21 protein-coding genes are annotated in these 26,872 nt (G+C 64.0%); 6 read left to right on the top strand and 15 right to left on the bottom strand.

Annotated features, from left to right (window positions below; translation table 11 throughout):
• Window positions 1–184 precede the first annotated feature (184 nt).
• Window positions 185–694 carry a single-stranded DNA-binding protein gene (locus AB9K34_RS05065; protein ID WP_369953349.1) on the top strand — a complete coding sequence of 170 codons (510 nt, stop codon included), beginning with the start codon at window positions 185–187 and terminating at the stop codon, window positions 692–694.
• Window positions 695–777: 83 nt separating this feature from the next.
• On the opposite strand, the gene AB9K34_RS05060 is transcribed toward AB9K34_RS05065, so the two are convergent.
• Complete coding sequence (locus tag AB9K34_RS05060) at window positions 778–2,331, bottom strand: acetolactate synthase large subunit (RefSeq protein ID WP_369953348.1); 1,554 nt, start codon at window positions 2,329–2,331, stop codon at window positions 778–780.
• A gap of 130 nt (window positions 2,332–2,461) precedes the next feature.
• On the opposite strand from AB9K34_RS05060, the gene AB9K34_RS05055 reads away from it, so the two are divergent.
• Genes AB9K34_RS05055 through AB9K34_RS05040 form a run of 4 tightly spaced genes read left to right on the top strand, consistent with a single transcriptional unit; the run spans window position 2,462 to window position 6,300 of the window.
• The gene (locus AB9K34_RS05055; RefSeq protein WP_369953347.1) at window positions 2,462–3,331 is read left to right on the top strand and encodes a xanthine dehydrogenase family protein subunit M; all 870 of its coding nucleotides are present in this window, start codon (window positions 2,462–2,464) and stop codon (window positions 3,329–3,331) included.
• Between the two features lie 2 nt (window positions 3,332–3,333).
• Entirely contained in the window at window positions 3,334–3,813 is a 480-nt protein-coding gene (locus tag AB9K34_RS05050; protein ID WP_369953346.1) for a (2Fe-2S)-binding protein, read from the top strand.
• On the top strand, window positions 3,813–6,062 hold the full coding sequence (locus tag AB9K34_RS05045) for a xanthine dehydrogenase family protein molybdopterin-binding subunit (RefSeq protein ID WP_369953345.1): 2,250 nt from the start codon (window positions 3,813–3,815) through the stop codon (window positions 6,060–6,062). The genes AB9K34_RS05050 and AB9K34_RS05045 overlap by 1 nt, the downstream gene beginning before the upstream one ends.
• Window positions 6,055–6,300, top strand: a complete 246-nt coding sequence (locus AB9K34_RS05040; protein WP_369953344.1) for a MoaD/ThiS family protein — start codon at window positions 6,055–6,057, stop codon at window positions 6,298–6,300. The genes AB9K34_RS05045 and AB9K34_RS05040 overlap by 8 nt, the downstream gene beginning before the upstream one ends.
• A 23-nt stretch (window positions 6,301–6,323) precedes the next feature.
• Here the strand turns inward: AB9K34_RS05040 and AB9K34_RS05035 are convergent, their stop codons facing one another.
• Window positions 6,324–6,944 (bottom strand): glutathione S-transferase, encoded by a 621-nt coding sequence (locus tag AB9K34_RS05035; protein WP_369953343.1) that lies wholly within the window; start codon window positions 6,942–6,944, stop codon window positions 6,324–6,326.
• Window positions 6,945–7,121: 177 nt separating this feature from the next.
• Here AB9K34_RS05035 and AB9K34_RS05030 point away from each other — a divergent pair, with 177 nt between their 5' ends.
• Window positions 7,122–7,331, top strand: coding sequence for an SHOCT domain-containing protein (locus AB9K34_RS05030; RefSeq protein ID WP_369953342.1), 210 nt, complete (start codon window positions 7,122–7,124; stop codon window positions 7,329–7,331).
• A 329-nt stretch (window positions 7,332–7,660) separates the two neighbouring features.
• Here AB9K34_RS05030 and AB9K34_RS05025 read toward each other — a convergent pair whose 3' ends face one another.
• The 13 genes from AB9K34_RS05025 to AB9K34_RS04965 all read right to left on the bottom strand — a co-directional run bounded on the left by AB9K34_RS05025 (window position 7,661) and on the right by AB9K34_RS04965 (window position 26,826).
• Window positions 7,661–9,007, bottom strand: coding sequence for a peptidoglycan-binding domain-containing protein (locus AB9K34_RS05025; protein WP_369953341.1), 1,347 nt, complete (start codon window positions 9,005–9,007; stop codon window positions 7,661–7,663).
• A 190-nt stretch (window positions 9,008–9,197) separates the two neighbouring features.
• Window positions 9,198–10,748 carry a formylglycine-generating enzyme family protein gene (locus AB9K34_RS05020; RefSeq protein WP_369953340.1) on the bottom strand — a complete coding sequence of 517 codons (1,551 nt, stop codon included), beginning with the start codon at window positions 10,746–10,748 and terminating at the stop codon, window positions 9,198–9,200.
• Window positions 10,749–10,750: 2 nt separating this feature from the next.
• Window positions 10,751–11,947, bottom strand: a complete 1,197-nt coding sequence (locus AB9K34_RS05015) for an ABC transporter permease (RefSeq protein WP_369953339.1) — start codon at window positions 11,945–11,947, stop codon at window positions 10,751–10,753.
• The gene (locus AB9K34_RS05010; RefSeq protein WP_369953338.1) at window positions 11,941–12,654 is read right to left on the bottom strand and encodes an ABC transporter ATP-binding protein; all 714 of its coding nucleotides are present in this window, start codon (window positions 12,652–12,654) and stop codon (window positions 11,941–11,943) included. Before AB9K34_RS05010 ends, AB9K34_RS05015 begins: the two co-directional genes overlap by 7 nt.
• 8 nt (window positions 12,655–12,662) lie before the next feature.
• Window positions 12,663–14,603 carry a vWA domain-containing protein gene (locus tag AB9K34_RS05005; RefSeq protein WP_369953337.1) on the bottom strand — a complete coding sequence of 647 codons (1,941 nt, stop codon included), beginning with the start codon at window positions 14,601–14,603 and terminating at the stop codon, window positions 12,663–12,665.
• Window positions 14,587–15,621, bottom strand: a complete 1,035-nt coding sequence (locus tag AB9K34_RS05000) for a hypothetical protein (protein WP_369953336.1) — start codon at window positions 15,619–15,621, stop codon at window positions 14,587–14,589. Before AB9K34_RS05000 ends, AB9K34_RS05005 begins: the two co-directional genes overlap by 17 nt.
• Window positions 15,618–18,281, bottom strand: coding sequence for a virulence factor SrfC family protein (locus AB9K34_RS04995; protein WP_369953335.1), 2,664 nt, complete (start codon window positions 18,279–18,281; stop codon window positions 15,618–15,620). Before AB9K34_RS04995 ends, AB9K34_RS05000 begins: the two co-directional genes overlap by 4 nt.
• Window positions 18,282–18,293: 12 nt before the next feature.
• Window positions 18,294–21,374: a virulence factor SrfB gene (locus tag AB9K34_RS04990; RefSeq protein ID WP_369953334.1), complete on the bottom strand. Its 3,081-nt coding sequence runs from the start codon at window positions 21,372–21,374 to the stop codon at window positions 18,294–18,296.
• Window positions 21,375–21,379: 5 nt separating this feature from the next.
• Window positions 21,380–22,438, bottom strand: a complete 1,059-nt coding sequence (locus AB9K34_RS04985; protein ID WP_369953333.1) for a hypothetical protein — start codon at window positions 22,436–22,438, stop codon at window positions 21,380–21,382.
• Window positions 22,439–22,445: 7 nt separating this feature from the next.
• Window positions 22,446–24,170, bottom strand: a complete 1,725-nt coding sequence (locus AB9K34_RS04980; protein ID WP_369953332.1) for a S1C family serine protease — start codon at window positions 24,168–24,170, stop codon at window positions 22,446–22,448.
• A gap of 5 nt (window positions 24,171–24,175) precedes the next feature.
• Complete coding sequence (locus AB9K34_RS04975; RefSeq protein WP_369953331.1) at window positions 24,176–24,886, bottom strand: hypothetical protein; 711 nt, start codon at window positions 24,884–24,886, stop codon at window positions 24,176–24,178.
• 315 nt (window positions 24,887–25,201) lie between these two features.
• Entirely contained in the window at window positions 25,202–26,242 is a 1,041-nt protein-coding gene (locus AB9K34_RS04970; protein ID WP_369953330.1) for a diguanylate cyclase domain-containing protein, read from the bottom strand.
• Window positions 26,239–26,826 (bottom strand): heme NO-binding domain-containing protein, encoded by a 588-nt coding sequence (locus AB9K34_RS04965; RefSeq protein WP_369953329.1) that lies wholly within the window; start codon window positions 26,824–26,826, stop codon window positions 26,239–26,241. Before AB9K34_RS04965 ends, AB9K34_RS04970 begins: the two co-directional genes overlap by 4 nt.
• Window positions 26,827–26,872: the final 46 nt, after the last annotated feature.

Genomic DNA, 26,872 nt, shown 5'->3' with positions numbered 1-26,872 from the left:
CCGGTTCACTTCCTGCTCACTGTTCCTCGGCGCGCAATATACCCAATTCGTCCGGAAAGACCAGACATCGGCGTCACGACGGGTTTTTCCAATGTTTTATCCCCGGCGCCGGACGTATAGGCTGGCGCAAACCGGATCGTCAGGATTCGCAGTCAGTCTACAACTCACAGGAACAGGAAGCGCCATGGCCGGCTCAGTCAACAAAGTCATTCTCATCGGAAACCTTGGCCGCGATCCCGAAGTGCGCACGTTTCAGAACGGCGGCAAGGTCTGCAACCTGCGGATCGCCACGTCCGAAACATGGAAGGACCGCAATACCGGTGAACGGCGCGAGCGGACCGAATGGCATTCGGTCGCGATCTTCAACGAAGGGCTGGTGCGGGTCGCGGAACAATATCTGCGCAAGGGCAGCAAGGTCTATATCGAGGGCCAGTTGCAGACACGCAAATGGCAGGACCAGTCGGGACAGGATCGCTACTCGACCGAGGTCGTCCTGCAGGGGTTCGGCAGCACGCTGACCATGCTCGACGGTCGCGATGGCGGCGGCGGCAGCGGTGGTGGCTACGGCGGAGGCCAGGGAGGCTATGGCGGCGGCCAGGGGGGCGGATATGACAGCGGCCCGCAGGACAACCAGTATGGCGGCGGTCAGAGCGCGCCTTCCTCACGCGACATGGACGACGAAATTCCGTTCTGAGACCGGCGCGCCGCAACGCGGTTGCGGCCCCCGATCCGAAAAGCGCAACGACCGGCGGCCCGCCGGTCGCAGGGCATCGCGGTTCAGCACTCCAGCTCGATCAGGTACGGACCCGGCTTTGCCAGACCGGTTTTGATCGCGGCCTCGAGCCCGGGCGCATCCCCGGCACGACACCCGTCAACCCCCATCGCCCGCGCCATCCCGACCCAGCCCAGGTCGGGCCGGCTCAGCGACAGCATGTCAATGGCACGCGGGCCCGGATTGCGGACACCGACATTGGTCAGCTCGCCGCGCAGGATTTCATAGCTGCGGTTGGCAAAAATCACGATGGTCACATCCAGTTGCTCGCGTGCCATCGTCCAGAGCGCCTGTGGCGTGTACATCGCGCTTCCATCGCCGGTCAGCGCCAGAACCTTGCGATCCGGACAGGCAATTGCCGCACCGATGGCCACCGGCAGGCCATACCCGATGGAACCGCCACAATTGTTCAGCCATGTGTGCGGCGCGGCCCCGGTGGTCGCCGCAAAGAACCCGCGCCCGGTGGTCACCGACTCGTCCACCACGATGGCGTGTTCGGGAATCGTCCGCCCCAGAACCGCAGCGATCGTTTCCGGGGTCGCCGCCCCTTGTGGCAGAGCAATGTCCTGACGGGTGCCGACACCGCTCGGAGCCATCCGCGAGGCGCCAACTGCATCCGACAGCGCCTCGAGCGTTCCGGCCAGATCATCCCCTGCCCCGGCGAGCGAAATGATCTCGGCACCGTCGCGGCTCAGGATCGCAGGCTTGCCCGGATAGGCGAAGAACCCGATGGGCGCACGCGCGCCGACAAGGACGATGCGTCGGTATCTGTCGAGCGCCTCAAGCGCGAGATCTATCGGATAAGGCACCTTGCCAACGGCAACCCGCCCCGCGCCCCGCTCCATCCGGGCGTTGGACCACTCGGACAGCAACGCGCACCCGGTTTGCGCCGCGATCCGCCCCGCCGTCTCCAACGCTGCTTCGGTCAATGCACGACCGCCGAGCAAGAGCAGACTGTCGGGCCCGTCCAGCGCCGCAATCGCACGGTCCAGCGCGGCGGTATCGAGATGGCCACGCTCGGGCACGGCAAAGGGCTCGGCCACCTGCCCGCCCGACGTCCAGGCCGTGTCGCTGGGCAGGATCAGCGTCGCCACCTGCCCCGGCGGGGTGCGTGCCGCCTGTACCGCGCGCGCGGCGTCGGCACCCACGTCTGCGGCGCTGATCGAGGCATGTACCCAATGCGACATCGGGCGGGCGATACCGGCGATATCCGAGGTCAGCGGCGCATCGAGCTCGATATGGCTGGCCGCATGTTCGCCGACGATGTTGACCACGCCGGAGCCGGCCTTTTTCGCATTGTGCAGGTTGGCCAGCCCGTTCGCCAGCCCCGGCCCCAGATGCAGCAGCGTGCAGGCCGGTTTTTCCGCCATCCGGAAATAGCCGTCCGCCGCGCCTGTCGCAACGCCTTCGAACAACGCAAGAACCGACCGCATTCCCGGCACCTTGTCCAGCGCCGCCACGAAATGCATCTCTGACGTTCCCGGATTGGTGAAACAGGTATCCACGCCGCTGGCGATCAGCGACCGCACAAGACTCTCTGCGCCGTTCAACTCTGTCATGTCCTGCCCCCTGCTGATCTGGCCTGATCCTAAGCGCAGGTCCAGGCGCGATGCAATCCGTCTGCGGGGTGTTGCCGTTGCCCGCGCGATCTGAAACAGTTGCGGCGCAAGTCCAGCGGGAGCCCGACACATGCAGTACCACACCCCGACCAGTTTCGATGACGCAATCGCAATCGCCACGCAGGCCGACGGCGTGACACGCTTTCTCGCGGGGGGCACGGATGTGCTCGTCCAGATGCGTGCCGACATCCTGACCCCGGACACCCTGATCAACGTCAAGTGCATCGATGGCGTCAAGGATATCACCCGCACGCCCGAAGGCGGCTGGCAGATCGGAATCGCCGTATCCGGGGCCGAAATGAAAGAACATGCAGAACTGGGCCGTGACTGGCCCGGCGTGGTCGAGGCCACCGACCTGATCGGCTCGACGCAGGTTCAGGGGCGCTGCACCATGGTGGGCAATCTCTGCAACGCCTCGCCTGCCGCCGACGCCGTTCCCGCGATGGTCGCCGCCGGCACAACCGTGACGGTGAGCGGCCTGGACGGGACGCGTGAGGTCGCCGTCGAAGACATTCCCACTGGTCCGGGCAAGACCAGCCTCGCCAGTGGCGAGATGATCACCCGGGTCACACTGCCGCCGCGCGGCGAGAATGGAGGCGACGCCTATCTTCGGTTCATTCCGCGCACCGAGATGGACATCGCGGTTGTCGGTTGCGGTATCAACCTGCGCGTTGACGGCGACACCATCACCGAGGCCCGCGTTGCCCTCGGCGCGGTGGCGCCGACCGTGCTGCTGGTCGAGGAGGCGGCACAGGCGATCATCGGCACCACGCTGGACAACGCAGCGCTGGCCGCGCTCTCGGAGGCCGCCAGCGCCGCCTGTTCCCCGATTGATGACAAACGCGGCACAATCAAGTTCCGCACCCATGTTGCAGGCGTTCTGGCGCAACGCGCCGCCCGGATCGCCTATGCCCGCGCCACGGGCCAGAAGGACAGCTGATCATGAGCAAGATACACGTCACAACCACGATCAACGGCGACGAGGTCGAGTACCTGTGCGACCCGCGCGAAACCATGCTGGACGTGCTGCGCGACCGGCTTGGACTGACCGGTGCCAAGGAAGGATGCGGCACCGGCGATTGCGGGGCCTGTTCGGTCACGCTGGACGGGCGCCTTGTCTGTTCCTGCCTGATGCTGGGGGCCGAGGCCGACGGGCACGAAATCACCACCATCGAGGGCATGGCCACCGGAGAAGAGTTGCATCCCCTGCAACAGAAATTCATCGAATATGCCGCGTTGCAATGCGGGATCTGCACCCCCGGCATTCTGGTCGCGACCAAGGCGCTGCTGGAAAAGAACCCGGACCCGACAGAGACCGAGGTACGCTACTGGCTGGCGGGCAACCTCTGCCGCTGCACCGGCTATGACAAGATCATTCGCGCCGTGATGGATACGGCGGCAGAGATGCGGGAGGCATCGTGATGGCACTTGACGATCGAAAAACCAGCGGATTCACTCAGGTCGGCACACGACCGAACCGGCCGGACGGGCTCGACAAGGTCACGGGGCGCGCGCGTTTCGGCGCCGACGTCACCGCGCCCGGCATGCTGTTCGCCACCATCGTGCGCAGCCCCCACGCCCATGCCCGCATCAAGAAGATCGACTCCAGCAAGGCCGAGGCGCTTGCCGGGGTCAAGGCGGTGGTGACCCGTGCTGATTTTGCGACCGGCCTGACCGGCGAAAACTGGAACATTCTTGAAAACGTCATGGCGGGCGACACCGCGCTGTATGACGGTCATGCGGTTGCTGCCGTTGCCGCGACCAGCGCGCTGATCGCGCGGGATGCCGCCAAGCTGATCGAGGTGGAATACGAGGTCCTGCCCCATGTCACCGATGTCGATGCGGCGATGGCCGATGACGCACCGGTGATCCGGGAGGGTGCGGCCGACAAATCGGTGCCCGAGGGGCTGCACCCCAATGTCGTGCGCTATCACGAAAGCGGTCATGGCGATGTGGAGGCCGGCTTTGCCGAGGCTGACCTCGTGATCGAGGATCACTTCCGTACAGAAGCCACCCACCAGGGATACATCGAACCCCATGCCTGTCTCGCCACGCTGGGCGGTGACGGCAAGGGCGAGCTGTGGTGCTGCACCCAGGGTCACTGGAACGTACAGAAAATCTGCGCCGCCCTGCTCGGAATCGAAACAGCCAACCTGCGCGTCACGGCCTCCGAGATCGGCGGCGGCTTTGGCGGCAAGACGGCGGTGTTCATCGAACCGGTTGCCCTCGCGCTCGCGCGCAAGACCAACAAGCCGGTCAAGCTGGTGATGCCGCGCCCGGATGTGTTCAAGGCGACCGGCCCCACGGCGTCCACATCCATGGACATCAAGATCGGCATGAAGAAGGACGGCACCATTACCGCCGCGCAGGGCGTGTTCCGCCTGCAAGGCGGGGCCTTTCCCGGTGCACCCATGGAATTCACCGCCATGTGCGCCTTTGCGCCCTATGCGCTCAAGCACGTTCACCAGGTTGGTTATGACGTGATCACCAACCGCCCCAAACAGGCCGCCTACCGCGCGCCCGGCTCGCCCATGGCCGCCTTTGCCGTGGAATCGGTGATCGATGAACTGTGCAAGAAACTGGATCTCGATCCGATCGAAACCCGGCTCAAGAACGCCTCTAAAAAGGGCACCAAGGCGAGCTTTGGTCCCATGTTCGACCAGATCGGTCTGGTGGAAACGCTTGAGGCGGCCAAGGCACATCCGCATTATTCCGCACCGCTGAAACCCGGCCAGGGGCGCGGAATCTCCTGCGGTTTCTGGTTCAACCACGGCGGCGAAACCGCTGTCACGCTTGCACTTTCCGAGGATGGCACCGCGCAGCTCGCGGTGGGCACACCGGATATCGGCGGCAGCCGGGCATCCATGGCGCTGATGGCGGCGGAAGAACTGGGTATCCCTTATGAGAACATCCGCGTCACCATCGCCGACACCGCGACGCTCGGGTATAACGAGGTCAGTCACGGCAGCCGCGTGACATATGCCAGCGGTCTTGCGACAATAGAAGCAGCACGCGATGCGGTCAGGAAACTGTGCGCCCGTGCCGCTGCAAAATGGGGTATCCCAGAGGATGCGGTCAAATGGGAAAACGGCTGCGCCGTGCCGTCCGGTCCCAACGCAGGTGATTTCGACCCGATGCCGATCGATCAGATCACCAGACGCATGGGGGCGACCGGTGGGCCCATCGTTGGTCATTTCGAGGCCACGCCCGAAGGCGCCGGCGTCAGCTTTGCCACCCATATCGTGGATGCCGAGGTCGATCCGGAAACCGGCAAGACCAGCGTCGTGCGCTATACCGTTGTGCAGGATGCGGGCAAGGCGATTCACCCCACCTATGTCGAGGGGCAATATCAGGGCGGCGCCGCACAGGGCATCGGCTGGGCGCTGAACGAGGAATACATCTATGGCGATGACGGACGCCTGCAAAACGCCGTGTTCCTTGATTATCGCATCCCGGTGGCAAGCGATCTGCCGATGATCGACACGGTCATTGTCGAGGTCCCGAACCCGGGCCACCCTTACGGTGTGCGCGGCGTCGGTGAAACCTCGATCTGCCCGCCGCTGGCGGCCATCGCCAATGCGGTCTCGGCGGCGGCGGGCGTGCGCCTGCGCGAATTGCCGATGTCACCGCCCCGCATTCTCGCGGCGCTGGAACGGCAGCGGGATGGTTGAGGTCAACCTCTGGTCCGGCCTGCGTGCCCTTGCCGATGGCAAGGACAAGGTCGAGGTCGAGGCGGAAACCGTTGGCGAGGTCCTTGAGGGCCTCGTCAGGGCCCATCCGGGACTACAGGATGCCATTGATGCCGGCGTGTCGGTCGCGGTGGATGGCCGGGTCATCGCAAGCAGCCTGACAGAACCGGTTCAGCCGGACAGCGAAGTGTTCCTGATGCAGAGGCTCAAGGGCGGATAGGCCCGCGGCACCTGCTTCGGGCTTCATGCAAAGGCATAGCTGCCGCCGCGCTCCAGCGCCCGGATAAATCCGGGGCGCGCATGGATCCGTTCGACAAATTCGGCCAGCTTCGGATGCGCGTCGCCCCGTCCCTGACGCACGGCGACCTCGGCCGGAAAGCTCATCATGATATCCACCGCCGACAGATCATCGAGCACGAAGTGCCCGGACGGGCGCAGGACCGCTTCCATGTAATTGAAATGCACTCCCAGTTGCTGCTCGATCCGCGGACCAAGGGGCGCGCCGGCCGCGCCGAGTTTACCGACATAAAGCGCCAGCAGAATCGGCGTCATCGCCGATCCTTCGGCGAAATGCATCAACTCCTGATGTGTGATCCAAGCATCGCTATCGACCGGCGGCACCATATGGTTCGCATAGCGCGAACAGATATATTCGACAATTGCGCCGCTTTCGGCGATCAGGCGGCCATCATCTTCGATCATGGGCGACTTGCCGAGTTGATGAATGTCCAGCAATTCCGGCGGCGCGAGGTTGGTTTCCGGATCCCTTTTATAGGTCTTGATCTCGTACTCCAGACCCAGTTCCTCAAGCAGCCAGAGTATCCGTTGCGAGCGCGAATTGTTGAGGTGGTGAACGATGATCATGCCGGGTCTCCGAATACTGCAGTCAACTCACGCTGACCGGTTTGCCCGGGAAATTCCAGTCCTGATATCAGAACGTGCGCACTGAATTTCCGCTCCGCGTATCGCGCGTTAACCTTGTCGATGCAAATCGGTGGATATACTCATGCGGCACGACCCACAGAGCAGCAAGGAATAATCATGCAACGCATCGCGATCAGCGGCATTCTCATCCTGTCACTTGCCACGGTTTCGGCCTGTGGCGGCGGCGGCGCGCGGAATACGACGAACATGACAACCACCACTACGGGTCAGGAACTCACGGATTTGAAAGCCGCACTTGATGCCGGCGCCATTTCGCCGGAAGAATACGAAAAGAAGCGCAAGGAAATCCTCAAGAAGAAAATCTGACGCGTTTCGCGATGAACCCGACTCACGCAACGCGAACTCAACCTAGATATATCGACGCGCTAGGCGAGTTCGCATTTCCAAGGCAATCGCGGAAGTTTCGGGTCAGATTTTGCATTTCCAGCGAATACGGCACACGCAGTGCCTTCTGCGCAAAAAAGACCCCGGCGGGCTTGTCGCTTGCCGGGGTCTTTTGATGCGTTGCTTGCCCAGGTCGTTTGGCCCGCCCCTATAGCATTTCGCGATAAACCTGAATCACCTAACGCTGCCTGAAATCAAAGATTTCAACGCGTCAGGTTATACCAGATGTTTCAAGTCAATCGCGAAACGCTTTAGTTGTTCGACGGAACCGTGAATACCGGAAGTGCTGCCGAATTCGACCCTGAACTGCCGCCCTGCATCGCTTCCCTGAGAACGGCGACACGATCCGACGATTGCCCCAGAACGGGTGATCCGCCAGCGGCAGACGCCTCCAGGGCAAGGTTCATCCACGCGCCGGATTGCTGCGACGACGCCTTGGCCGTCCCGAAACCTTCACGCGTGTGGTGGCTGACCATTTCGCCATATCCACGCTGACCGGCAGAGGCGAGCAACACGGAAGACGCCAGCGCCATCGCCGCATTGTCGGTGCGATAGCCCACACCCAGGCAAACCTTGCCCGCCGAAACCAGTTGATCCATCGGGCGGCCCGAATTCTTCAGGAACCCGGCGGTATCGCCCACAACCTTGTCGGGCTGCGCGGTGTCGAGCGCCGCCATATGTGGCGCGATCGCCTGCGACAGTCCCTCGCATTGCTGCGAAATCTGCGCCTCTGTCATGTTCGGGATCGTCGACACGATCGACGTGCTCTCTGCCATGGCATGGGTCCGCGCGAGACAAAATTGCTCACTCAGAGCGAACTCGGCATCCGTCACCCGGCCCGCCGTGGTGATGCCACCATTGGCTGCGGTCAGCACGTTGATTTCGTTGCAATACTCATTCACCGATTTCGGCACCTGGCCAAAAGTGAAATCCGGCAAAGCACCGGTGTCCGCCCGTGCCGTGACCGGCTCGGGTTGCGTCGCAACCGGGGCTGGTGCGGGTGCCGGAGCCGGAGCGACCGCAGCAACCGGGGCGACCGCCACCGGGGCCGGTGCGGGTGCAGGGGCCTGCGCCGCGGCGCTTTGAATATTCGGATTGGGCGTCTGGATACCCAGTTGCTCGTTCCGATAGGTCCGCAACAGGCCCGCATAGCCCTGGCTTGCGACGATCTGGTTGTAGGGCGGAACCGACGAGCTGGCCAGCGCGCGCTGGTAACTGCTCAGCAGAAAGTCCTTTTCATAGGTGTCCAGATACCCATCGGGCTGGAATCCCATATCGGCCTGATAACGCGAGATGCCGGCACGACTCATGCGTCCCAGAGATCCGTCAACCGTTCCGACATGATAGCCGAAGTAGTTCAGGGATGTTTGAACCTGGCGGTTCTCGGCCCGCTGCGCCGACGAAATACCGCTGCTATAGGTTCGGCGTGTGGTGGTCGTGCGCTGGCGCTGCTTGTTCTGCTGGACACCATGCATGATGGCCGCACCCAACAGCGCGCCACCCAGGATTTTGCCTGCATCCCCCGCCACGGCACGTTGAGCCGGTACGGCGATCATGCTGGCGATCACGAAAGACGTCATTAATTTCTTGCTGAACATAATTTTAACCTCGCGCTTTTAAGGACGCTCAGGAAGGGGGACGATCCCGGCCAAGCGTCCTTTGCGGTTGAAATACCAATTCTCACGCGCATAGCGGACCATTCATCGCCCGTCTTGTCAAGATTCGCAGGCTGAAATGCGCGTGTAACGGCGTTTTCTGGCTGCAAAGTGAAGAGTCCGGCGCCGATGCTCAGCGCAGGGCAACCTCAAGCAATTGCGCGGGGCTCATGTCCGGACGGGACTCGTAAGTCGCGAGATCGTCCCAGAACCGTTCAAGTGTCCGCAAGGTGTTTTCCCGATCGGACAGGGCAAGCTCCTCGCGCAGCACGCCATAGGCGGCGTTGCGATCCGCCGTCTCGATATCCGTTGCCAGGGTTTCCAATGCCGCGCGAAAAGACAGCAGATAGGTGGATTGCACGTGGCGCATCTGCTTGATTTCCGCGACGTGCTTTTCGACCTGCCGGCCATAGAGCGCGCTGTTGTCGCCGGCGCGCTGAAGATCGACAAGCATCCGGATATTGCTCGCCTTGCTGGTTATATCTGCGGCATTCTCGTCAAGCGACTCGACAAACACCGCACCGGCGAGCAGGGTTGCCCGCGCCGATTGTTGCAACGCGGTCTGGGTCCGGTCGCGGGCACGCCGGAATTCGAGCTTGAGATCGTTCAGTTCGTCACGGCGTCTCGGGTCGATTTCGGCCTCGATCAACGTGGTGATACGGGCAACCGGGTCTGCATCGGTTTCGACCGCGTCGGCATTGGCCAGTTCCATCCAGCGCTCGCGAATGCGGTTCAACCTTTGATCGCTTGTCGCAATCGGGGCCGCAAGAACCAGACGCAGGCCAAAGGTTTCACCCCGCAATGGTGTGCCCTTGTCGATATCATAGGGCGGATATTCGGTCCTCTGCGCGCTGTAAATCTGATCGGCCGTGGACAGCACGGATCCGCCGCGCGTGACGATACCCCCGACCTGTCCCCCGAACCGCCCGACCGCGTTCAGGCGAAAGGGCTCGAGCATGAGTTCCTCAGCATTGCCATAGACATCGAACAAACCCAGCGGGTTGGGTTTGCGCAGACCCACGGGCCCCAGCGTTCCGCGAGACGCGCCGCCGCCCTGAAATAGCGCGTATTCCCGCATGTCTCCGTTGCCAAAGAACAACGGGGCCGGAAACAAGGTCGCATCCACCCGCGCGCCACCACGGGTCGCATATTCCCATTCCGCCTCGGTCGGCAGGCGCAGGAAACCGGGAATGCCATCGGCGCGGGGCAAGCGTTCGGCCGCATTCTGTAGCAGCCATTCGTTGTAGCTCTGCGCCAGCGCCGCCGCATCGAGCCAGCCAAGCCCGCCCTGCGCCAGCCGGTCGGTACGGGTCGGCGGATCGCAATCGCCCATCAATACCCGGTACTGGCCCCGCGTAAGCTCATAGCGGGCGACGAAATAATGTGTTGTCCCGGTGGCCTGGTCGAGGAACGGGCCACGCAGATAGGCAGGTAGCAGATAGTCGGAATACCCGGTCTGATCCCCGGTCTGGCCCAGCCGGACCCGGCGGTCGGCCAGAGGATCATCGGCCTCGACCGGAACATTGACCTGTTGAAATGCCATCGCCGCGCCGCAGGGCATTGGCAGCATCAGATCGGCCGGGGCGGTTTCGAACGCCGGATCGACCAGATCACGCGGCCATGACTCCTGTGCCGCAAGCGGCGATGCCAACAACGTCCAACAGGCCAACAGCCAGAGGCGCATCGTCACATCCCCTCTCGCAGGACGCTCGCGGGGTCGAGCCGCTGTGCCGACCAGGCCGCGATCCCCGCCGCGCCGAGCACCAGCACGAGAACGCCGATGCAAATCGCGACCCCTTGCCAGAGCGGGATCAATGTCAGCGGCGCGCCGCCCGGCAGACCCCGACCGAACATGGCCTCCGCGATGCGCCCGGCCCCAAGATAGAGCAGGAATGAGACGACAAGTCCAAAAACCGAGGTGATCAGCGCCTGTATCACCGGAAACAGCGCCAGCGCATGTCCGGGGATCCCCAACAGTGCGATTCCTGCCAGAACCACCTTCTTGCGACTGACATCCGACCAGAAGCCGAGCACCAGTGCTGCGCCCAGGCCCAGGGCCGCAAGCGCGGCGGTCAGTCCAAGCGCCAGGTTCAACTTGCGACCCAGCCCCAGCAGGCTCTCGATCTCGCGCGTGCGGGCGGAGGTCCCGATTGACAGATGGTCCTCGATGCGCGCCTGCAACGCGGCCACATCCTCAAGGCTGCGGGCATAGACACGAACGCCTTCATAAGACGGAACCCGCTCGGCCAGATCACGGGTGCCGGTGATACCGTAGTCCGGCAGGCTGTAGGAGTCATAAAACGCCTCGATCAGATCCAGCATCTCGAACGGCACCAGAACCGCGCGACCGGCAACGGCCGCTTCGGGCAGGACGGCCGCCACGGTGACGGGCAGGACCAGCTGCCTTGGTCGGCCCTCGGCCTGGCTGATCAATTGCAGTTCGATACCGGCCTGCAGATCGAGTTGCGCGGCCAATTGCGCGCTGACGGCGACCGCTTTGCCGCTGACTCGCACCCCATCCGGCAAGGTTGGATCGCCCTCACCGGTTGGCACGACCAGCGCCGGGCGCATGCGACGCCCCCCCTTGGCGCGTACATTCATGAAATCGAACTGCCCGCGCACCTTGGGCGTCATGAACGCAACCTCGGGCCAATCGCGCAGGGGCGACAGGTCATTGTCCACGAACGATGCGTTGCCCTGGGTGTCGATCTGAAGGCTCGCAGGATCCGCCATCATCTCGCCGATCAGCGCCGCATACACGCCGTTCTTGACGCCCAGCAACACGAGCAGCGGCACAAGGATGCCAACCATGATCGCCACGTTGCAGAACAGGAAGAACCGATCGCGCATCAGGTCGCGCCACGCAAGGCTCGCGATCAGCATGGCATCGGCTCCAGCCTGCTGGTCACCACCCCGTTTTCCGCGTGGGTGCCGAGCATGAGGCGCGGCATTCCAAAGCGTGCGATGCGCGTCGTGTCGTGGCTGGACAGGATCACGCCACATCCCTGTTCCGCTGCCGTCGCAAGCAGGAGTTCGAGCACCACATCAGCCGAGTCGCTGTCCAGCGCCGCCGTCGGTTCATCGGCGATGACAAAGGGAGGACGATGCGCCAGGGCCCGCGCAATGGCCACGCGCTGACGCTGACCGATCGACAGGGCAGCGGGCATCAATGCGGCGACATCGGCAAGCCCGAGCCGGCCCTGCAAAGCCGCGCACCAATCCGCATCGGCGCGCCCGGTCACGCGCTGCGGCAGGGCGATGTTATCGGCAACCGTCAGAAAGGGCATCAAGCCGCCTGTCTGGGGCACAAACCCGAATGTGCGCCCACGCATCCGCGCGAGTTCCGGATTGCGTGCCCCCCTGCCCCAAAGCGCGGCCAGATCGCGACCGTCGCAGGAAAAACCGGTTCCGGCAGCTGGCGGGCGCAACAGGCCGAGCAGTTCGAGCAGCAGCGTCTTGCCCGACCCGCTGGCCCCGGTAAGCGCCACCGCCTGTCCCGGATCGAGCGCAAGCCGATCCACACACAGCCGGAACGCACGGTCGCCATCGCGCAGTTCGATCAGCCCGTTGGTGAGGATCAATCCGCGCACCGCCGCCCCTATGGCAATACGTCAAACGGCATCGCGAACACGTATTCGCCATCCGGCGCGTCATCGTAAAGCGCAGTCCAGACCTCGGGATCGAGCAACCATTTGCGATATTGCACCAGCTTTTGCCGCATCCCGTCCAGAATGGCCCGCCGGTTCATCGCGCTCTGCCCCCAGCGTTCCTCGGTGGTCAGCATCAGCTGGCTCTCATAGGGCAGATCGTCGAGAAATTCGAGCGCCCCGCCCAGCGTGTCGCTTTCGGTATTGATCAGCCTGTCGGGGTTCTGCGCCATGCGTGCGACCACATCGCGCACCTGGGTGAAAAAGCTGGCCGCGTCCTCGGCATCGCGACTCTGTTCGCCCAGCGTCAGAAGTTGCGACAGCAGGTCGGCCATCGTCGCCATTTCATTCTTGGTCACCAGCAACCGGGGTTCGATGGCAAGTTTCGTCGGCTCCTCGACCGCCTTTTCCGACACCCATCCTTCGATCACGTCCGGTGCCTGGGTGTCGCGCAGCCGCCCGAGATAGGCCAGTTGCAAGGCAAGACCGAGATTGACCATCTCCTGCCCCGAGTCCTCGGGAGCCAACACCGGCCTGTCATCGCGGGCAACGCGGATCACGTCGGTGATACCGGTGACCAGCCGCGTGACCGAGTCCTGAAGCGCCTGGGGCGAACCATCCGCGATCCCGTAATAGAATGTGTCATCATGGAATCGGGACAGTTCCCGATACTGCGCCGCCGCATAAGCGTGTTGTGCGCCACCCCCCGCCGGGGTTTGCAGGTGCAGGGTCATGATCGCCACACCCTTGTCCTGCGCGTCCCGTTGCAGCTCTCTCACACCGATCTGGCTGCGGGCGTTGGGATCGCGCACATCCTTGGGGCCGGCATCGGTGATCAGGATCACGATACGCGCATCAAACGGATCCTGCCCGCCGCCGTCCCAATCGGTCAGATCGACCGCGTCCTCGACCCCCGCAAGGCTGTCTTCGTTGAAGCCCGGAGAATTGGCCTGCGCCACCCGCGTGGCCGCACGGATGGTGGCAACAACCGGGGTCTGGTCCTGGCGGCGTTGCAGCGGCAACAAGGTGCGGGTGCGATATTCCAGCTCGGGCGCTGCTTCGACGTTGTCGCGAAACGCCACGACGCCAAACTGCACGCGCTCGCCGATCTCGGTGCCCCGCAGATCGTCAATGACCTGTTCCACCGCCGCCTGCGTGCGCGCGATATAGGGGTCCATCGACTGCGTCGTGTCAAAGACGAACACGATGCCCGCATCAAAGCTGTCGGCCTGCGCCTGCGCCGGTTCGTCGGCTTCGCGCAACGGCACCGAGGCGACCTTCATCAAGAGGTTTTCCTCGTAGTTCAGCGGATGCAGATCCTGCACGAAATCCAAAATCGGCATCAGGTACAGCCGATCGACGATATTGACATATTCCGCCGGTTCCACGGCAACGACGCCGCGCGTGTCGCTCAAGCTGTCGCTCGCCATTTCTTCCAGCATCTGCGCCTGCATGTCGCGCAGGGCTTCGTGCTCCATCAGCCCGCGAAGCCGCTCTTCGCTATCGAAGATGAACTGGCGCTCGCGCCCGGCGCGATTGGTAAAGGCCGCAACGATATTCTGTTTCCACGGCACCGTAGCGTCGGCCCGAACCCACGATTCGGCTCCACCGTTGATCGACGGGCCGACCCGCAACCAGCCCGGCTGGACCTCGTAGACATAGAGCGGCTGAAACGCGGAATAGTCCCGCGACGGCGTCGCATCCGGCGCCGGATAGCCAAGCGCACCAGGACGGGTCAGAACCCGCTGATAGACCGTCTTGCGCCCCTCGACGAGCAGGGGCCGGTCCGCGCCCTGCGCCAGAACCCCGCCCGCCGCCACCAACGGCGCCAGCAGGATCAGGCAGCCGGCGATGGCGGTGCGGAAACGACCCCGATCACGAACAGAAATCATCAAAGGCCCCTCTTGCCAAGGTCGCGTTGTCACTGGCCAGCCGCGCGCAGGCCTGCTCAAGCCGCGTGCGCGCCTCGCCGGACCCGGCATCGCGCGCACGGGCATAATATTCGACCGCCTGCGCCGGATCATCCGCAAATGTAAGCCCGGTCAGGTTTTCGATACGCGGATCGAGCGCCTCTCCGTCGTAAAGCACCCCGAACAACAACAACGCATCCGCATCGTCCCGTGCGGCGGCCTCTTCCACAAGGCTCAGCGCGGTGTCCGGTTGCACATCCGATCCACAGGCGCGAATGGCCTCGGCGATGGCACCAAATCCCCCATCGGTCGCCGCCAGCGTCTCGCGGGTGCAAGGTGCCGCTGATTCCGCAACGACGCGCGGCGCGGGATCCGGGGCCGGTTCGGGCCGGAAATACCACGCCAGCGCAGCCGCGATCAGAATAGCCAGCAGCAGCACGAGCCAGAACCGGCCGCGCCGCGCGCCCGGCGCCTTATCCGCGTCCTCGGGTCCTGTCAGATCAGGCAGTTCCGCGATCCCGTCATCCTGCGCGTCATCGTCGCGCATGTCGTCATCCGGGTCGTCGATCACGGCGGGCGCGACGCGGCGGTCGATGAGTTCTGCCCGCTTGCGCCCCACCGGTTGCAAGCCGCCCAGCATCGCAGCGCCGGCACGGGGCGGCACATCGTCGGGCCAGACGGTATCATGTACCTGATCGGCCAGCATGAAGCGCAGCGGCGCATATTCGCCGAGCTGATCGACGATCTCCGGCCCGATCCTTACCCAGTCGGCACCGTCGTGACGATAAACCTCGTAGGGGCCGAATTCGTGGCGTTCGCTCTGCCAGTGCGGCTCCGCGCCGCCGACGCCGTTTGCCTCTGGCGGCGCCAGCCACCGTTCCGCATAGGCATCGAACACCGCAACCCGCACCGGTTCGTCCGCCAGGCTGTCGGCTTCCAGTTCAAGGAAGGCATAGCCGCCGGCAGGTTCCTGAGGATCGGGATGTATCCGCAGGCTCATGCAGCACGCGCTCCCGAGAGCGATGCGAGGATCTCCCCAAGGCGCAGGTTCTGTTCGATGTTGATTTCCCCGCCCACGCCATCCTTGGCGTTCGCATGGGCCACCGCATCCAGCGCAAAGACCCAATCGGTCCACATCTGTTCCGCCGTAGCCCGTGGTGTCGCGGGAAGGTTGTCCACGCTGTCCGCCGCAGGCGGCGCGCTGAAGATCGCCCTCGTGCCACCATCCGGCGTCTGCACCTGCGGACGATCGCTTTCCGGCAGGTCAAGCATACCCAGGGTCGACACAAACCGGTTGATGCTTTCGGCACCGAGGATCGCCGCAGGCTGTGCCTGTTTCTCGACTGTCAGGCCAAAGTTGATCTCCTTGAGACCCGCTGCCGTGTCCGGGCCCAGCCCGGTGCGACGCGCCGCGTGGATCAGTTCGGCAACCAGGTCCCCTGCCGTCGTATCGCCCAATCCATAGGCGCTGCGGCGGGCGCGGTCGTCGCGGAACTGCTTCATGCGGTCGATCCAGAGTTCGATCGCGGTTTCGGACTGAAACTGTTCCAGTGTCATGGTGCGCACATCAGAGGGATCGGTGGTACCGGCTGGCTCGGACGCCTCGCTGCGCGCAACCGGAGCCGGGCGCGCAGGTCGTCCGGGGCGTTGCAGCACCGGCGCGCTGGCGGCCGCTCCGTTGGCGGCACCCGCCGCGCTGACCGCGCTGGAAATCCGGATCGAGCTTGGCACACGCGCGATGCGCCCCTCGATCTCGTCCTGATCGACCATCAGCGAGGCGAGCACCGCGCCAAAGCGATGCCGCGACAATGCCTCTTCTAGATCGTCGATGATGCGGCTTACCACCTGTTTCTTTTCTTCGATGCGGGTTTCGACGTCGTCGGCCACGTGGAACGGGCTGAGCGCCTGTTTCAACTCCTGCCGCGCCTGATCCAGTTGTGCCACGATCTGGCGCAGTTTGCTGTCGGGCTTGCAAACCCGTTCGAGCGCGGAAATCAGGTAGCCGACCCCGCCATCGTTCAGCGCCAGCGCCGCATCCCAGGCGGCGGCAGGATCGGAAAAATGACGCTGTACCGCCGGGGCGGCCAGACACCCCGCACGCAATTCGGACATCCGAGATTGCTTGTCCGGGCGAATTCCGGTTTCGCGCTTGGCCGCGTCATACTCCATCAACCCGTCGACATAAAAGTTGGGGTTCCTCAGCCAGAAGCAATTTGAAAACGGCTGTCCCGGCGTCCACTCGCCGACCCAGTTGTCGCTCCCCCGGCCGAATTTTTCGAGCAGTGACGCCGCCATGCGCCGCTCGAACCGGGTTTCGTCCCCGCCCTGCGCCGCCGAGTCGCCCAGATGCTTGTCGAACTTGGTGAGCACCACAAACAGCACGCAATCTGTGCTCGCGCGCAGTTGCGGCGTCGCGCCATGCGTCGTGCCGATCCAGTTCTGCACCAATCCCGGCAGATCGACGGTCTCCATATTGCTGTCCGGCACGCAGAGCAGCATCGAGGTGATTTCCTGATTTTGCACGTAGCGGTCAAAAAGATAGGCGACCTTGCCGCGCAGCAGCAGTTCCGGCAGAATTTTCTCGGCTCCGCCGGCAAACGCTTTGCCAAGGTCCTGTTCGAAACGGTTGCGCGCGCCGGGAAAATCCAGCAGGTCGGTCTCGGCGAACATCGCCGACGGCAAGGTCTGCATCGGCAGCACCAGTTCCGCCGCCAGCCCGCAGAGAACCGAACGTGGCAAGCTCACCGGCGCGCGCCCCTGTGCAACCACCGAAAGCGGTGTCCCGTCCGCCTTGCCGGACAGGGTCTTGACGTCGATGATCGAGCTCTCGCGCGGAATGAGCGCATCGCGCCCGGCATAGACCTCTTCCGCATGTCCCAGTTGTGCCAGCGCATCCGACAGCCGGGTATAAAGGTCGGAAAACGCCTCATGATTGCCCCAGAGAGGTGCCAGGAAGGCCGCGCGGTCCGCGACGCTCAGGTTCGGTACGATCGTCGCGGCCTCTTCCCAGAACGGTCGCAGGGCCACGGCATAGGCTTCGCGACCGAAGGCGGATTCGACATATTCGCCGATTTCATAGATGTCGTCACCGGTCATGCCCGGACAGGCCCCGGCGGCGCGCGCCTTGAACCTGTCGAGATGCGCGGCGATCTCGGTGGGTTCGGGGCTGAGTTCCGAGCGATCCCCGTCCATGAAGAAGCTGTTGAGCAGGGTCCGCACGATGTCGGCCTCGCTCAACAGGGTCAACCGCACCGGAAACCCCTCGGGCGTCGGTGCACGGTCCATGGTGAACCGCGTGACCAGCCCGGTGCTCTCGCCCTCACCCTCGGGATTGATCTCGCGGATGTAATCCAGCGGTCCGCCGGGCCCGTCGAAATCCGCGATCAGCGGGCCGCTCTCGGGCCGGGCGAGTACCGACACCAGAAACGACTTGCCGGCCTGGCTGGGGCCGAACACGCTGACCGACATGCGCGTCTGCGCCGCACGGGCCAGACGGCGCGCGCGGCGCGCATTGCGGCGCATCATCTGCACCAGCGACTTGGTTTCGACGCCGACGATCTCCGCGTTTTCGGGGTCTTCGATCCACGCCTGGGCCTGCGCGGTCAACTCTGCGAACGCGGTACAATCCGCTGACAGGTCTTGTTGCTCTTGCGCCGTCATTCTCGTCACCTCTTACAACCGGAACAGGCCCGTATCGATCCAGTAATCATCCTGAAAGCCCAGCGTATGCAGTCGCAATTCGACCTCGCTCACCTTCATGCCCGTGCCTTCGTTATCTTCGAGTTCGGTCACAGCGAACGCCTCGCGCATCGCTTCGCGACGCAAGGCGATCTCGCTTGTCTCGCGCTCCGGATCCTCGTCGAATTCGCTGCGCTCGAATGTCACCGCCAGCGGCGCGCGCGCCTGTGCCGACTGGGTTGCAAAGTCGAGCCGATAGAGCGGCGTCGTCGTCCAGCGCTCCAGCGGAAGCTGGCGTGAGCCGAGATAGATCGGCGTATACATGGTGATCCGCGCCATCAGGTCGCTTTCGGTCTTGCGGGCGTCAAGGTCGACATCCGCGAACAGGACACGCTCGTTCATGATCTGACCCGAGGTGTCCATTTCACCGATATAGCGCGCGGTCGATTGCATGCGGAATGCGCTGGTGGTCACCTTGAAATTCGGGATGCGCCCATCGCTCAGCGCGATCAGCATGCCCCCGACCGCGACCGTCGATTTCGGATCGCCAATCCGCTGAGTCACCGGATCGCGGAACGGATACCAGCGCCCGGTCTTGTAATCATGCATCGAAATCAACCGGTTCGGCGGCACCACCAGCATTTCTTCGAGGATCGCACGCACCGCCGGAAGCCGCGATGGACGCCCGGTCAGCAGCACCACGTCAACGCCGAGATGATCGATGACCTCCGCAAGGTTGCTCAATGCCTTCTGAAAGACCTCGCGCGCAATGGCATCCACGTCCTCGCGGCTGAAGGTCAGTTGCACATCGGCCAGACGGAAATCCGCCGCCCCGAGGTCGTGCGCCGCGTCCTCGATATAGGCGATGAGAGCGGGCGGCATGTGCTGATCGTCCGCGGACCCCTCATCCAGCGGCAGGATGTCACGAATGCCGAGCGAAAGCGGTTCAAACTCGACCGCCGTCTCGCAGGTCTTGAGGATCGCCACCGCCAGCGGCATCAGCGCCCGCAGGGCGAACTGCCGCCGCTTCTGCACACTTTGCTGATCCATCCCGCCGATATCGCCGGTGAACAATTCGCGCAGCTTTTCGTCGACGAAACGCCCCCCTGCCTGCTCGATCGCCCGTTGCAGTCCCGGCAGGATGATTGCCGCGATGACCCGTTGCAGCATGTCGTCGCCCGCAACCCGGAACCCCTCGCGAAAGGTCTGGCGCGGATGCAGCACCCGCCCGGCCTCGCCCCAGTAGGTCGTGACCATCAGGTCGGTCGTGCCCCCGCCGATATCGATACAGGCCAGTCGCAGCGACGGGGCCGCCGCCTGCCCCTGCGCCGCGACGCGATCCCGGCCCTTGAGTTCGAGAAAGCGGTCGATCCGGCCATCGAATTTCTGGGTCAGTTCGGAATAGAGATAGACCATCTGGGTTGCGCTGGCCTCGTCCCATTCGACGATGAGCTCGGGCATCCGGCTGATCGAACTGTCGCCATCCCGCAGGCCCATCATCGCCCAGACCAGCGACAGCGCGCCCTTGGCCTTGGAGCGGATGATCGCCTGTTCCTGCGCGGTGGTTGCGGTCGGCAGGGTCAGGATGATCCGGTCGAGCCTGCGTGGCAGTTCCGATTGCGGGCGACGGGCGCGGCTGGCCGGCGCGTTCACCTGGATCAGCGCATGCGAGATGATCTCGGCCAGCATGAAGCCGAACAGCGAGGCCCGCGAAAACCGCGGCCGGATCGCGGGCGTTCTGGGTGTCTTGCCACGCGGGCGCAACCGCGCCTTCTCATCCGCCTCGATCTGCTCCAGGACGTCACCGGCCTCGTTCAGATAGCGCATCGCCGCGCGCAGCCCCTTGGGCAGGTTGTTGGGGTCCGAATGATGGTGAAACCGCCAGTCCTGCGAGACCGGCTTGTCATCCCATAGGTATCTTTTCGGGCTGGAGAGGCCCGACGCGGTTTCCGTCCCTTCCTCGCCCGCAACCAGCCGCAGGGCTTCGGGCCCCATCCGCACGAAGCTTGGCCAGAGGAAGGCGTTGCGACGCCCCGACCGGCTGGCATAGCGTTCGTCTCCCATCCGGTGCTCGGCGAATTCCACCCGGCTTTCGAACAGCCCGGAATAGTGGAATTCGGGCCGCGACAGATCACGCACCTCAAGCGGGAAGGACCGCGCGAGATCGAGCCGAGATTCCCCCGGAAAGCGCTCGATCAGGATGCCGCAGGTGCGCGAATTGCCCACATCCAGCACCAGTTCCACCTCGACCGGCGCGGTGCTGTCATAGGCGCTGACCGTGTTGGCAAAGCGAAGTTTCGGCACCTGTACCGCGTGATCGATCAGCCGAAGATACGCTAGGTAGCGCGCCCAGTGCTCGAACTTGTGCGGCAGGTCGTCATGGGTGATACGCCGCCCGGGTCTTTCGGCCCGCTTGAACGCCATGAACAGGTCATCGAGCCAGTCCGACACCCACTTCTGCAAATCGAGCATCTGTCCGTCATGTGCCTGATCGAGCCGGCGCAGAAACCAATCCATCCGCGCGGGATCGGACACGAACCGGAAATCGCGCGACTTTTCCGCATCGCCGCGCTCGGGTGCGAGATACTGAAAGCTTTGGTCGGCCTCCATCAGCGCGGTATCCAGCGCCAGTTGCACGCGATGCGTATCGCCGGTCAGCGGGTCGGGTTCATCCAGTTCCACCGTCCGCATCCGCGCCCAGCTGGACGGGCCGGGATCAAAGCGTTCTTCGCCACCTGCACCGCGATCGGTCTTGACCCGCAAGACCGGAACCGGAACCCATTTGGACAGGAAGGGTTCGAGCGCCGCGACGGTGCGCACGGAATATTCATCGTCCTCGGGCGTTGCGGCCTCTTCCACGGCCGCGTCGCTTTCGGCGTCACCGGTCAGGGGCAGCAGCGCCCATTCCTCGGCAGCATCGGTACCACCGATCACCCGTTCGACAAAACGCGCATTCCGAAGTTCGACCGCGTCGATGCGAAACCCGAAATCGAGGATTTGGGTGCCCGAATAGGGAACCAGCGTCACTTCGTCACGCCATTCGACCAACTGCGCCAGGTCTTCAGATTGCTGCATCCTGCCTACCTCGAAACACTTGTATTCAACGGCCGCTCGGGGGCCTTGTCCCGAACTGTAGCAGAATAGGACGGGCTTGGGCCATCCCGTCCGACAGGTGACGTCATGAAAGGATTCGGCATCCGCACGGCGCTGCTTGCAAGCCGCGTGACACGATCTTCGCGCGCACCGCCCTGGAATTTGGTCTTGTCCAGCGGGAACGGGACCGGAATCGTGGTCCCGGGCGTTGTGGGAGCTGTGGGTGTCTGAGTGTCGGGTGCGGCGGGACCCACCGGAATCGTCGGCTGGCACGCCCGGTCCACCAGCGCGATCTCATGCTCGAGCGCCGCGATCTCTGCCTCCAGAACCTGCCGCTCCAACGGTATCTCCGAAACCTCCGCCGGCGGTTCCGGGCAAAAGAACAACTGCCCGCCCTGCAATCCGCAAGGCGCGATCAACAGGTAGAGGATACAAGCCAGCATCGCCGCGAGCAGCAGCCATCCCAGCAACAAAAGCCACCACCAGGACCGCGTCCGCACCGCCTGCACAGCATCCGGCGCAGCAGACGCCTGCCCTGCCCCGGCGGCGCGCGATTGTGCTCTGGGCACCATCGTCGTCAGGATGCCCCGCACGGATTGCCGCTCCGCTCCGAGCCACGCCCAATGCACCAGCACCGGCTGTACCGCGCCATCCGGCTGGCGCAGCGCATAGATCATCGCCTCGGACGGTATCTCGATCGCATTGCCGAGCGCCTCGGCGAGCCGCTGATCCTGCACCTCGGGGCTCTCGGCAAGGCTTTCCGCTTCGCGCCGTATATCGCCAATCAATCCGCCCAGTCGCGCCCGCAGCGCGTCGGCGGCCTCTTCGTCCAGCGCGGTCAGCGGCTGCGCCGTACCCTCGATCGGCGCGTACCAGTCGATCATATCGCCATGCTCGGTCGCCACCGGCTCGGCGAACAGGTTGGCATGCGCCGACGACAGGCGGTTCCGCACGGTATCGCTCACCAGTTCGTAGGAGCGCTGCGCCGCAGACCCCAATGGCTGCAACCCTTCGGAAGAGGTGGTGGCAAGCAGGGTTTCGTACATGCCGACCCTACTCTGCCACGGCCTTGCGCGCCCCGGCCTCGGCGCGTTGCACCACCGGCGCGCAGGGTGCGCTGTCGACCCGTGGCACGGCCCCCGTTCCTTGCAGGAACGCCATCATGTCGGCTGTGGTCAGGGCAAAGCCGCGATTCTGCAACCGCCCCGCGCGCACGAAAGTGTTGACTCCCACCAACCGGCCGCACATGTCCACAAGTGGCCCACCCGAGTTGCCGCTCGACAAGGCCGCCGAGTGCATCAGCACGTGGGTTTGCGGACCGATCTGCTGCTCGGTATTGACGATCCCCTCGGTCACTGTGAGGTCGGGAACCGCATCGAGATTGCCGGCCTTCAGCGCGGCAAAATTGATGTCGCTTGCCAGCACATCACCGGGATATCCAGCCGCCACCACACCGCTCAGCTTGAGAGAGTCCTGCGGCACGTGAACATCAAAACCGGTCATGCCCGTGTCGGCGATCCGCAGCAGCGCAAAATCCCCGCCCGCCTGCATCAGCGGGCCATCGCTCTTGATCACGGTGGCGACCTGCGGTTCCGCCAGACTGCCCCCGGTCACGAGAATCTGCCCGCCATCAGACAGCGCACCTTCGATCACATGCTGGTTTGTCACGATCAGGCCCGGACCGACGACAAAGCCCGATCCGGTGGCGCCGCGCCCATCGGCCGAACCGGCAAGCACCAGCACGGTACGTGCGGTGATCAACGCCAGCAAATCGGTCTCGGCCCCCGGTTCGGAGACATCCGGCACCACCACCCGCGCGGGGCTGCTCGGCAACAGAGCGTCAGGCGCAATAGTTGCGCGCTGCGCGGGCTTCACCCCGAGTGCGGGTGGCGTCAGCCCTTCGGGTGTCAATCCATCGGGCAGCACCAGCATGCCATCGGCCCGGCACATCGCCCCGTCCAACGCGGACTGCAATGTCGCCCGGCGCGCTCTCAGGCTGTCGTTCAGATCGCGCGCGGCCTGCAACGTCGCCTCTTCTGTCACCGCACGCGGCCCGGCCTCGTGAAACAGGCGTGATCCGGGCATCAGCAACCAGGCCAGAAATCCCCCGGCCAGCAGCAGCAGGATCAGCAATGGCACCCAGGCGAGCCGCGATATCCGATGCTGCACCGGTGCGGCCGTCGCGACAGGCGCGGCAACCGCAGGTGTCGCAGCGGCGACTCCGGCGGCAGGGGGCGGGATGACCGGCTCTCCCATCAGCGCGCCGGGCATGCGCGTTCCGGATGGGGTCAGCGTCAGATAGCGGCCCAGCGTCTCTGCAAAATGATCGGGCCGGGTCGAGACATTGGCGCCGCGACAACCGGGCATCAGACCCCAGTTCACGATCATCGGGCGGTCGCCCACCATCAACACGTCATCACGGCCCAGCGTGCTGAGCGCGCCGAATGCGAGATCGGCATTCTCGGGCTGTTCGGTCAGCGCACGCAGCGGGCGCAGGTGATCGGACAGATAGGTTTCCGCACGCGACCGCTCTGCCGGCGCAAGGCTCGACAGTGGCCGCGCATCGCCTGCCGTCGCTGTGTACCAGGACACCGTCGGGGGGGCGGTGTCGTTGCCGCGGCTGATCAAAGGTTCCGCGAACAGGTCGGCCACCTCGGGCCCGGCACGATCCACAAGCAGTGTCCGCAAGGCATCGAAACGCTCCAGCACAGGCGTGCCGCCGGCCTCGACGAAATCCTCCGGGCTCACGCGCGTCTTGGACAGAAAATGATCGGCCATCGCAGTTATCTCCCGGCCCGGCGCAGGGTTGCCGCGCCGCGTCCGTTGGTTTCGGGTTGATAGGTGTCGCAGTTGGCGTTTCCGCGCGAATCCAGCTTGCAGGTCACGTCGCGCCGGAAGATCGACGAACCGTTGCCACACCGCAGGTTTGCCGGTTCGCGCATCGTCAGGGTGCCATTGCCGCGCATCCGGCCGGTCAGCCGCCCCTCGCATTTCACCCCGTCGGTAGACCGCATGATCTCGGTCCCGTTCCCGTTCTTGTCAAAACAGATGCGCCAGTATTTGAACCGGGTGATCCGTCCCGTGTTGATGTCACGCACCGCGTAGTTGGACGACAGTTGCCAGCAGCCCTCCATCACGGAAATATCTTTGCCGTCAAAGGCGTCTGGTGCCAGGCCGCTCGGTGTCTCGGGTTTTGCAGGCGGCTTGGGCGGCGGAGGTGGCGGCGGCGGAGGTGGCGGATCCGGCGGTTCGGCCTTGCACACCAGCAACCCGAGTTCCCGCTCCAGCGCGTTAACCCTGATCGCCAGATCCGCATTCGACCGGTCGACCAGCGCCAGATCCCGTCGCGCCCGGAGCCGATCCGCTGAGTCGCAATAGCTGATCGTCCTGTCCGTGAACGGCAGTTTCAAACCGCAGGATTGCAGCAACAGATAGGTCGATGCCCCGATCGCGGCGACCAGAGCAACCGCCATCAGAATCACAGCAAGTCGCATGCCACCCGTTCTTCCAAAACTCCGGCCTCCCGCGATCTTCCGGGACGCGTCCACCACGTCAGTGGCGACACCGAAGCCCGGTTGTCATCGGGCCGAGCCTATTCCGGGGGCCTTGACCGCTGCAAGTGTCGTCTTGGCCGTGGTGCTGATGGACCACAGATTTTGCAAATTGCCGGTCGCTCAACATCATGGATGACACTTTTCGAGAGATTTTCCCCTTTCCGGCACATCCGGAACGGTTTTGCCACAGGCATGTGCCCGCGACTCACGGCATATGGTGGGATATCCTCGTCAATGCAACCGCCGCTCCCGGCCTCAGGCGGCGCTTCCACCTGGCAGGGACGGCGCGTCATCGACGTGAAGAATCGCCCGGTCGCAGCCCTTCGGCGTGTCGTCGAAAAAGGTATGCCGCCCCCGGCCCGCCCGCTTGGACGCGTATAATGCGATGTCGGCCTTCTGCAGCAATTCGCCCGGGTCGCGGCCACAGGATTGGCCGGAAATCACGGTACCGATGCTTGCCGAAACTGTGCATAGCTGGCCTTCGAAGGAAACCGGCTCCTGAAGACGCGCAATGAGACGACGCGCAATCCCGCCCAACCGCCGTTTGTCGCGCAGACCATCGAACATCAGCACGAATTCGTCGCCGCCGACCCGTGCCACCATGTCCTGATCACGGGTTTCCTCAACCATGATCCGCGCAGCCACCTGCAACACGTGGTCACCCGCCGCATGCCCCATCGTATCGTTCACCGCCTTGAAAAAATCGAGATCGAGATTCATCAACGCGAACGGCTCGGGTCCCGTCACCTTGCGCGACAGAACGTGTTCCATCGCGCGCCGGTTCTTCAGCCCGGTCAGGGTGTCGGTAAAGGCTTGCTCCTCGGCGGCGATCTTGGCGCCCTGCAAGCGTTGGTTGAGCGTGCGCGATGCCTCCATCGCCGCACTTTTCGCTTCGACCAGATAGAGCAGTTCTATGGTCAGATCGGTCGCGGCAAAATCCGAATTGGTCAGCGCGTAATCCCGCACCGCGTCCAGAACCGAAATGCCAAAGGACAGGTTGACGATCGCGCCCTGACCGGTCGCGACGGCGACCCCCTTGAGTGAGGTGCGCGGTTCATCGCGCAGTTGCAGATGCAGTTTGGCCCCCGCATGCGCGAGCAGCCCCGCCACGTTGGTCACGGTCCTCGGGCGGGTCAACTCGAACAACTCCAGAAACCGTTGCCCGACCATCGGCGCGTCCGGTCGCAGCTTTTGCAAAGTAGGACCCACGGAGGTCACATGACCGGTGGCGTCCAGCACCACATGCATCGGGCACAGGGTGTCCAGCCATGCGGTAAGTTGGTGTTGCGTAATCATTGTGCGGCCGCCCCCAGTTCAAATCTCCGTCCCTCGGCAAAAGCCTGCTCGACCAGGGTGATGCTGATCACGTCATGCCCGCTGCCGCCGCCGGAATGTTCGAGCATTGCCAGCGCGCCATAATCGTCGGCCATCGCCCGCAGAACACCGACCAGCACATTGCCAAAACCCGGCAGCCCCGGCCCGCAGGTCAGGCTGAACCGGCCCGCCGCGTGTTCACGCAATTCGAGAGCCGGCAGATGCAGGTCGGAGACCGCAAGCCTTGCCCGGTCGGGCAGATCGTCGAGCGAGTGCAGGAAATCGAGATAGCTTTCACCGCAAAATCGCAACAGCCGGCGCAGCGACTCGGTCTGCGGATTGGAAACAAGAAATGTGCCGATGTCTTCGAGCACCTCGTTCAAAGGCCGGTCCAGTTCCAGCGCCATCGCGTCGAGCAGGCGACGTGACTGTGCCTTGTCATAAATCAGCATGGCCTCGAAATCCGGGCTGTCAAAGCCGGCGGCTTCGGTCACGCGACTCCATCGCGCCGTGCCATAGGTGGCGCAAAAGAACGATTGAAGCGATTTGTTGATGAGCCCGTGCATCTCAGACCTGTTCGTTGAACGGGTCGATTGTCCTCCCCGGGCAGTT

Origin of the sequence: Sedimentitalea sp. XS_ASV28, from assembly GCF_041224545.1 — a bacterium.
In the GTDB taxonomy this organism is placed as follows: Bacteria; Pseudomonadota; Alphaproteobacteria; order Rhodobacterales; family Rhodobacteraceae; genus Sedimentitalea.
The sequence above is the reverse complement of the archived record's forward strand: the minus strand, read 5'-3'. Positions and strand labels throughout refer to the sequence as shown.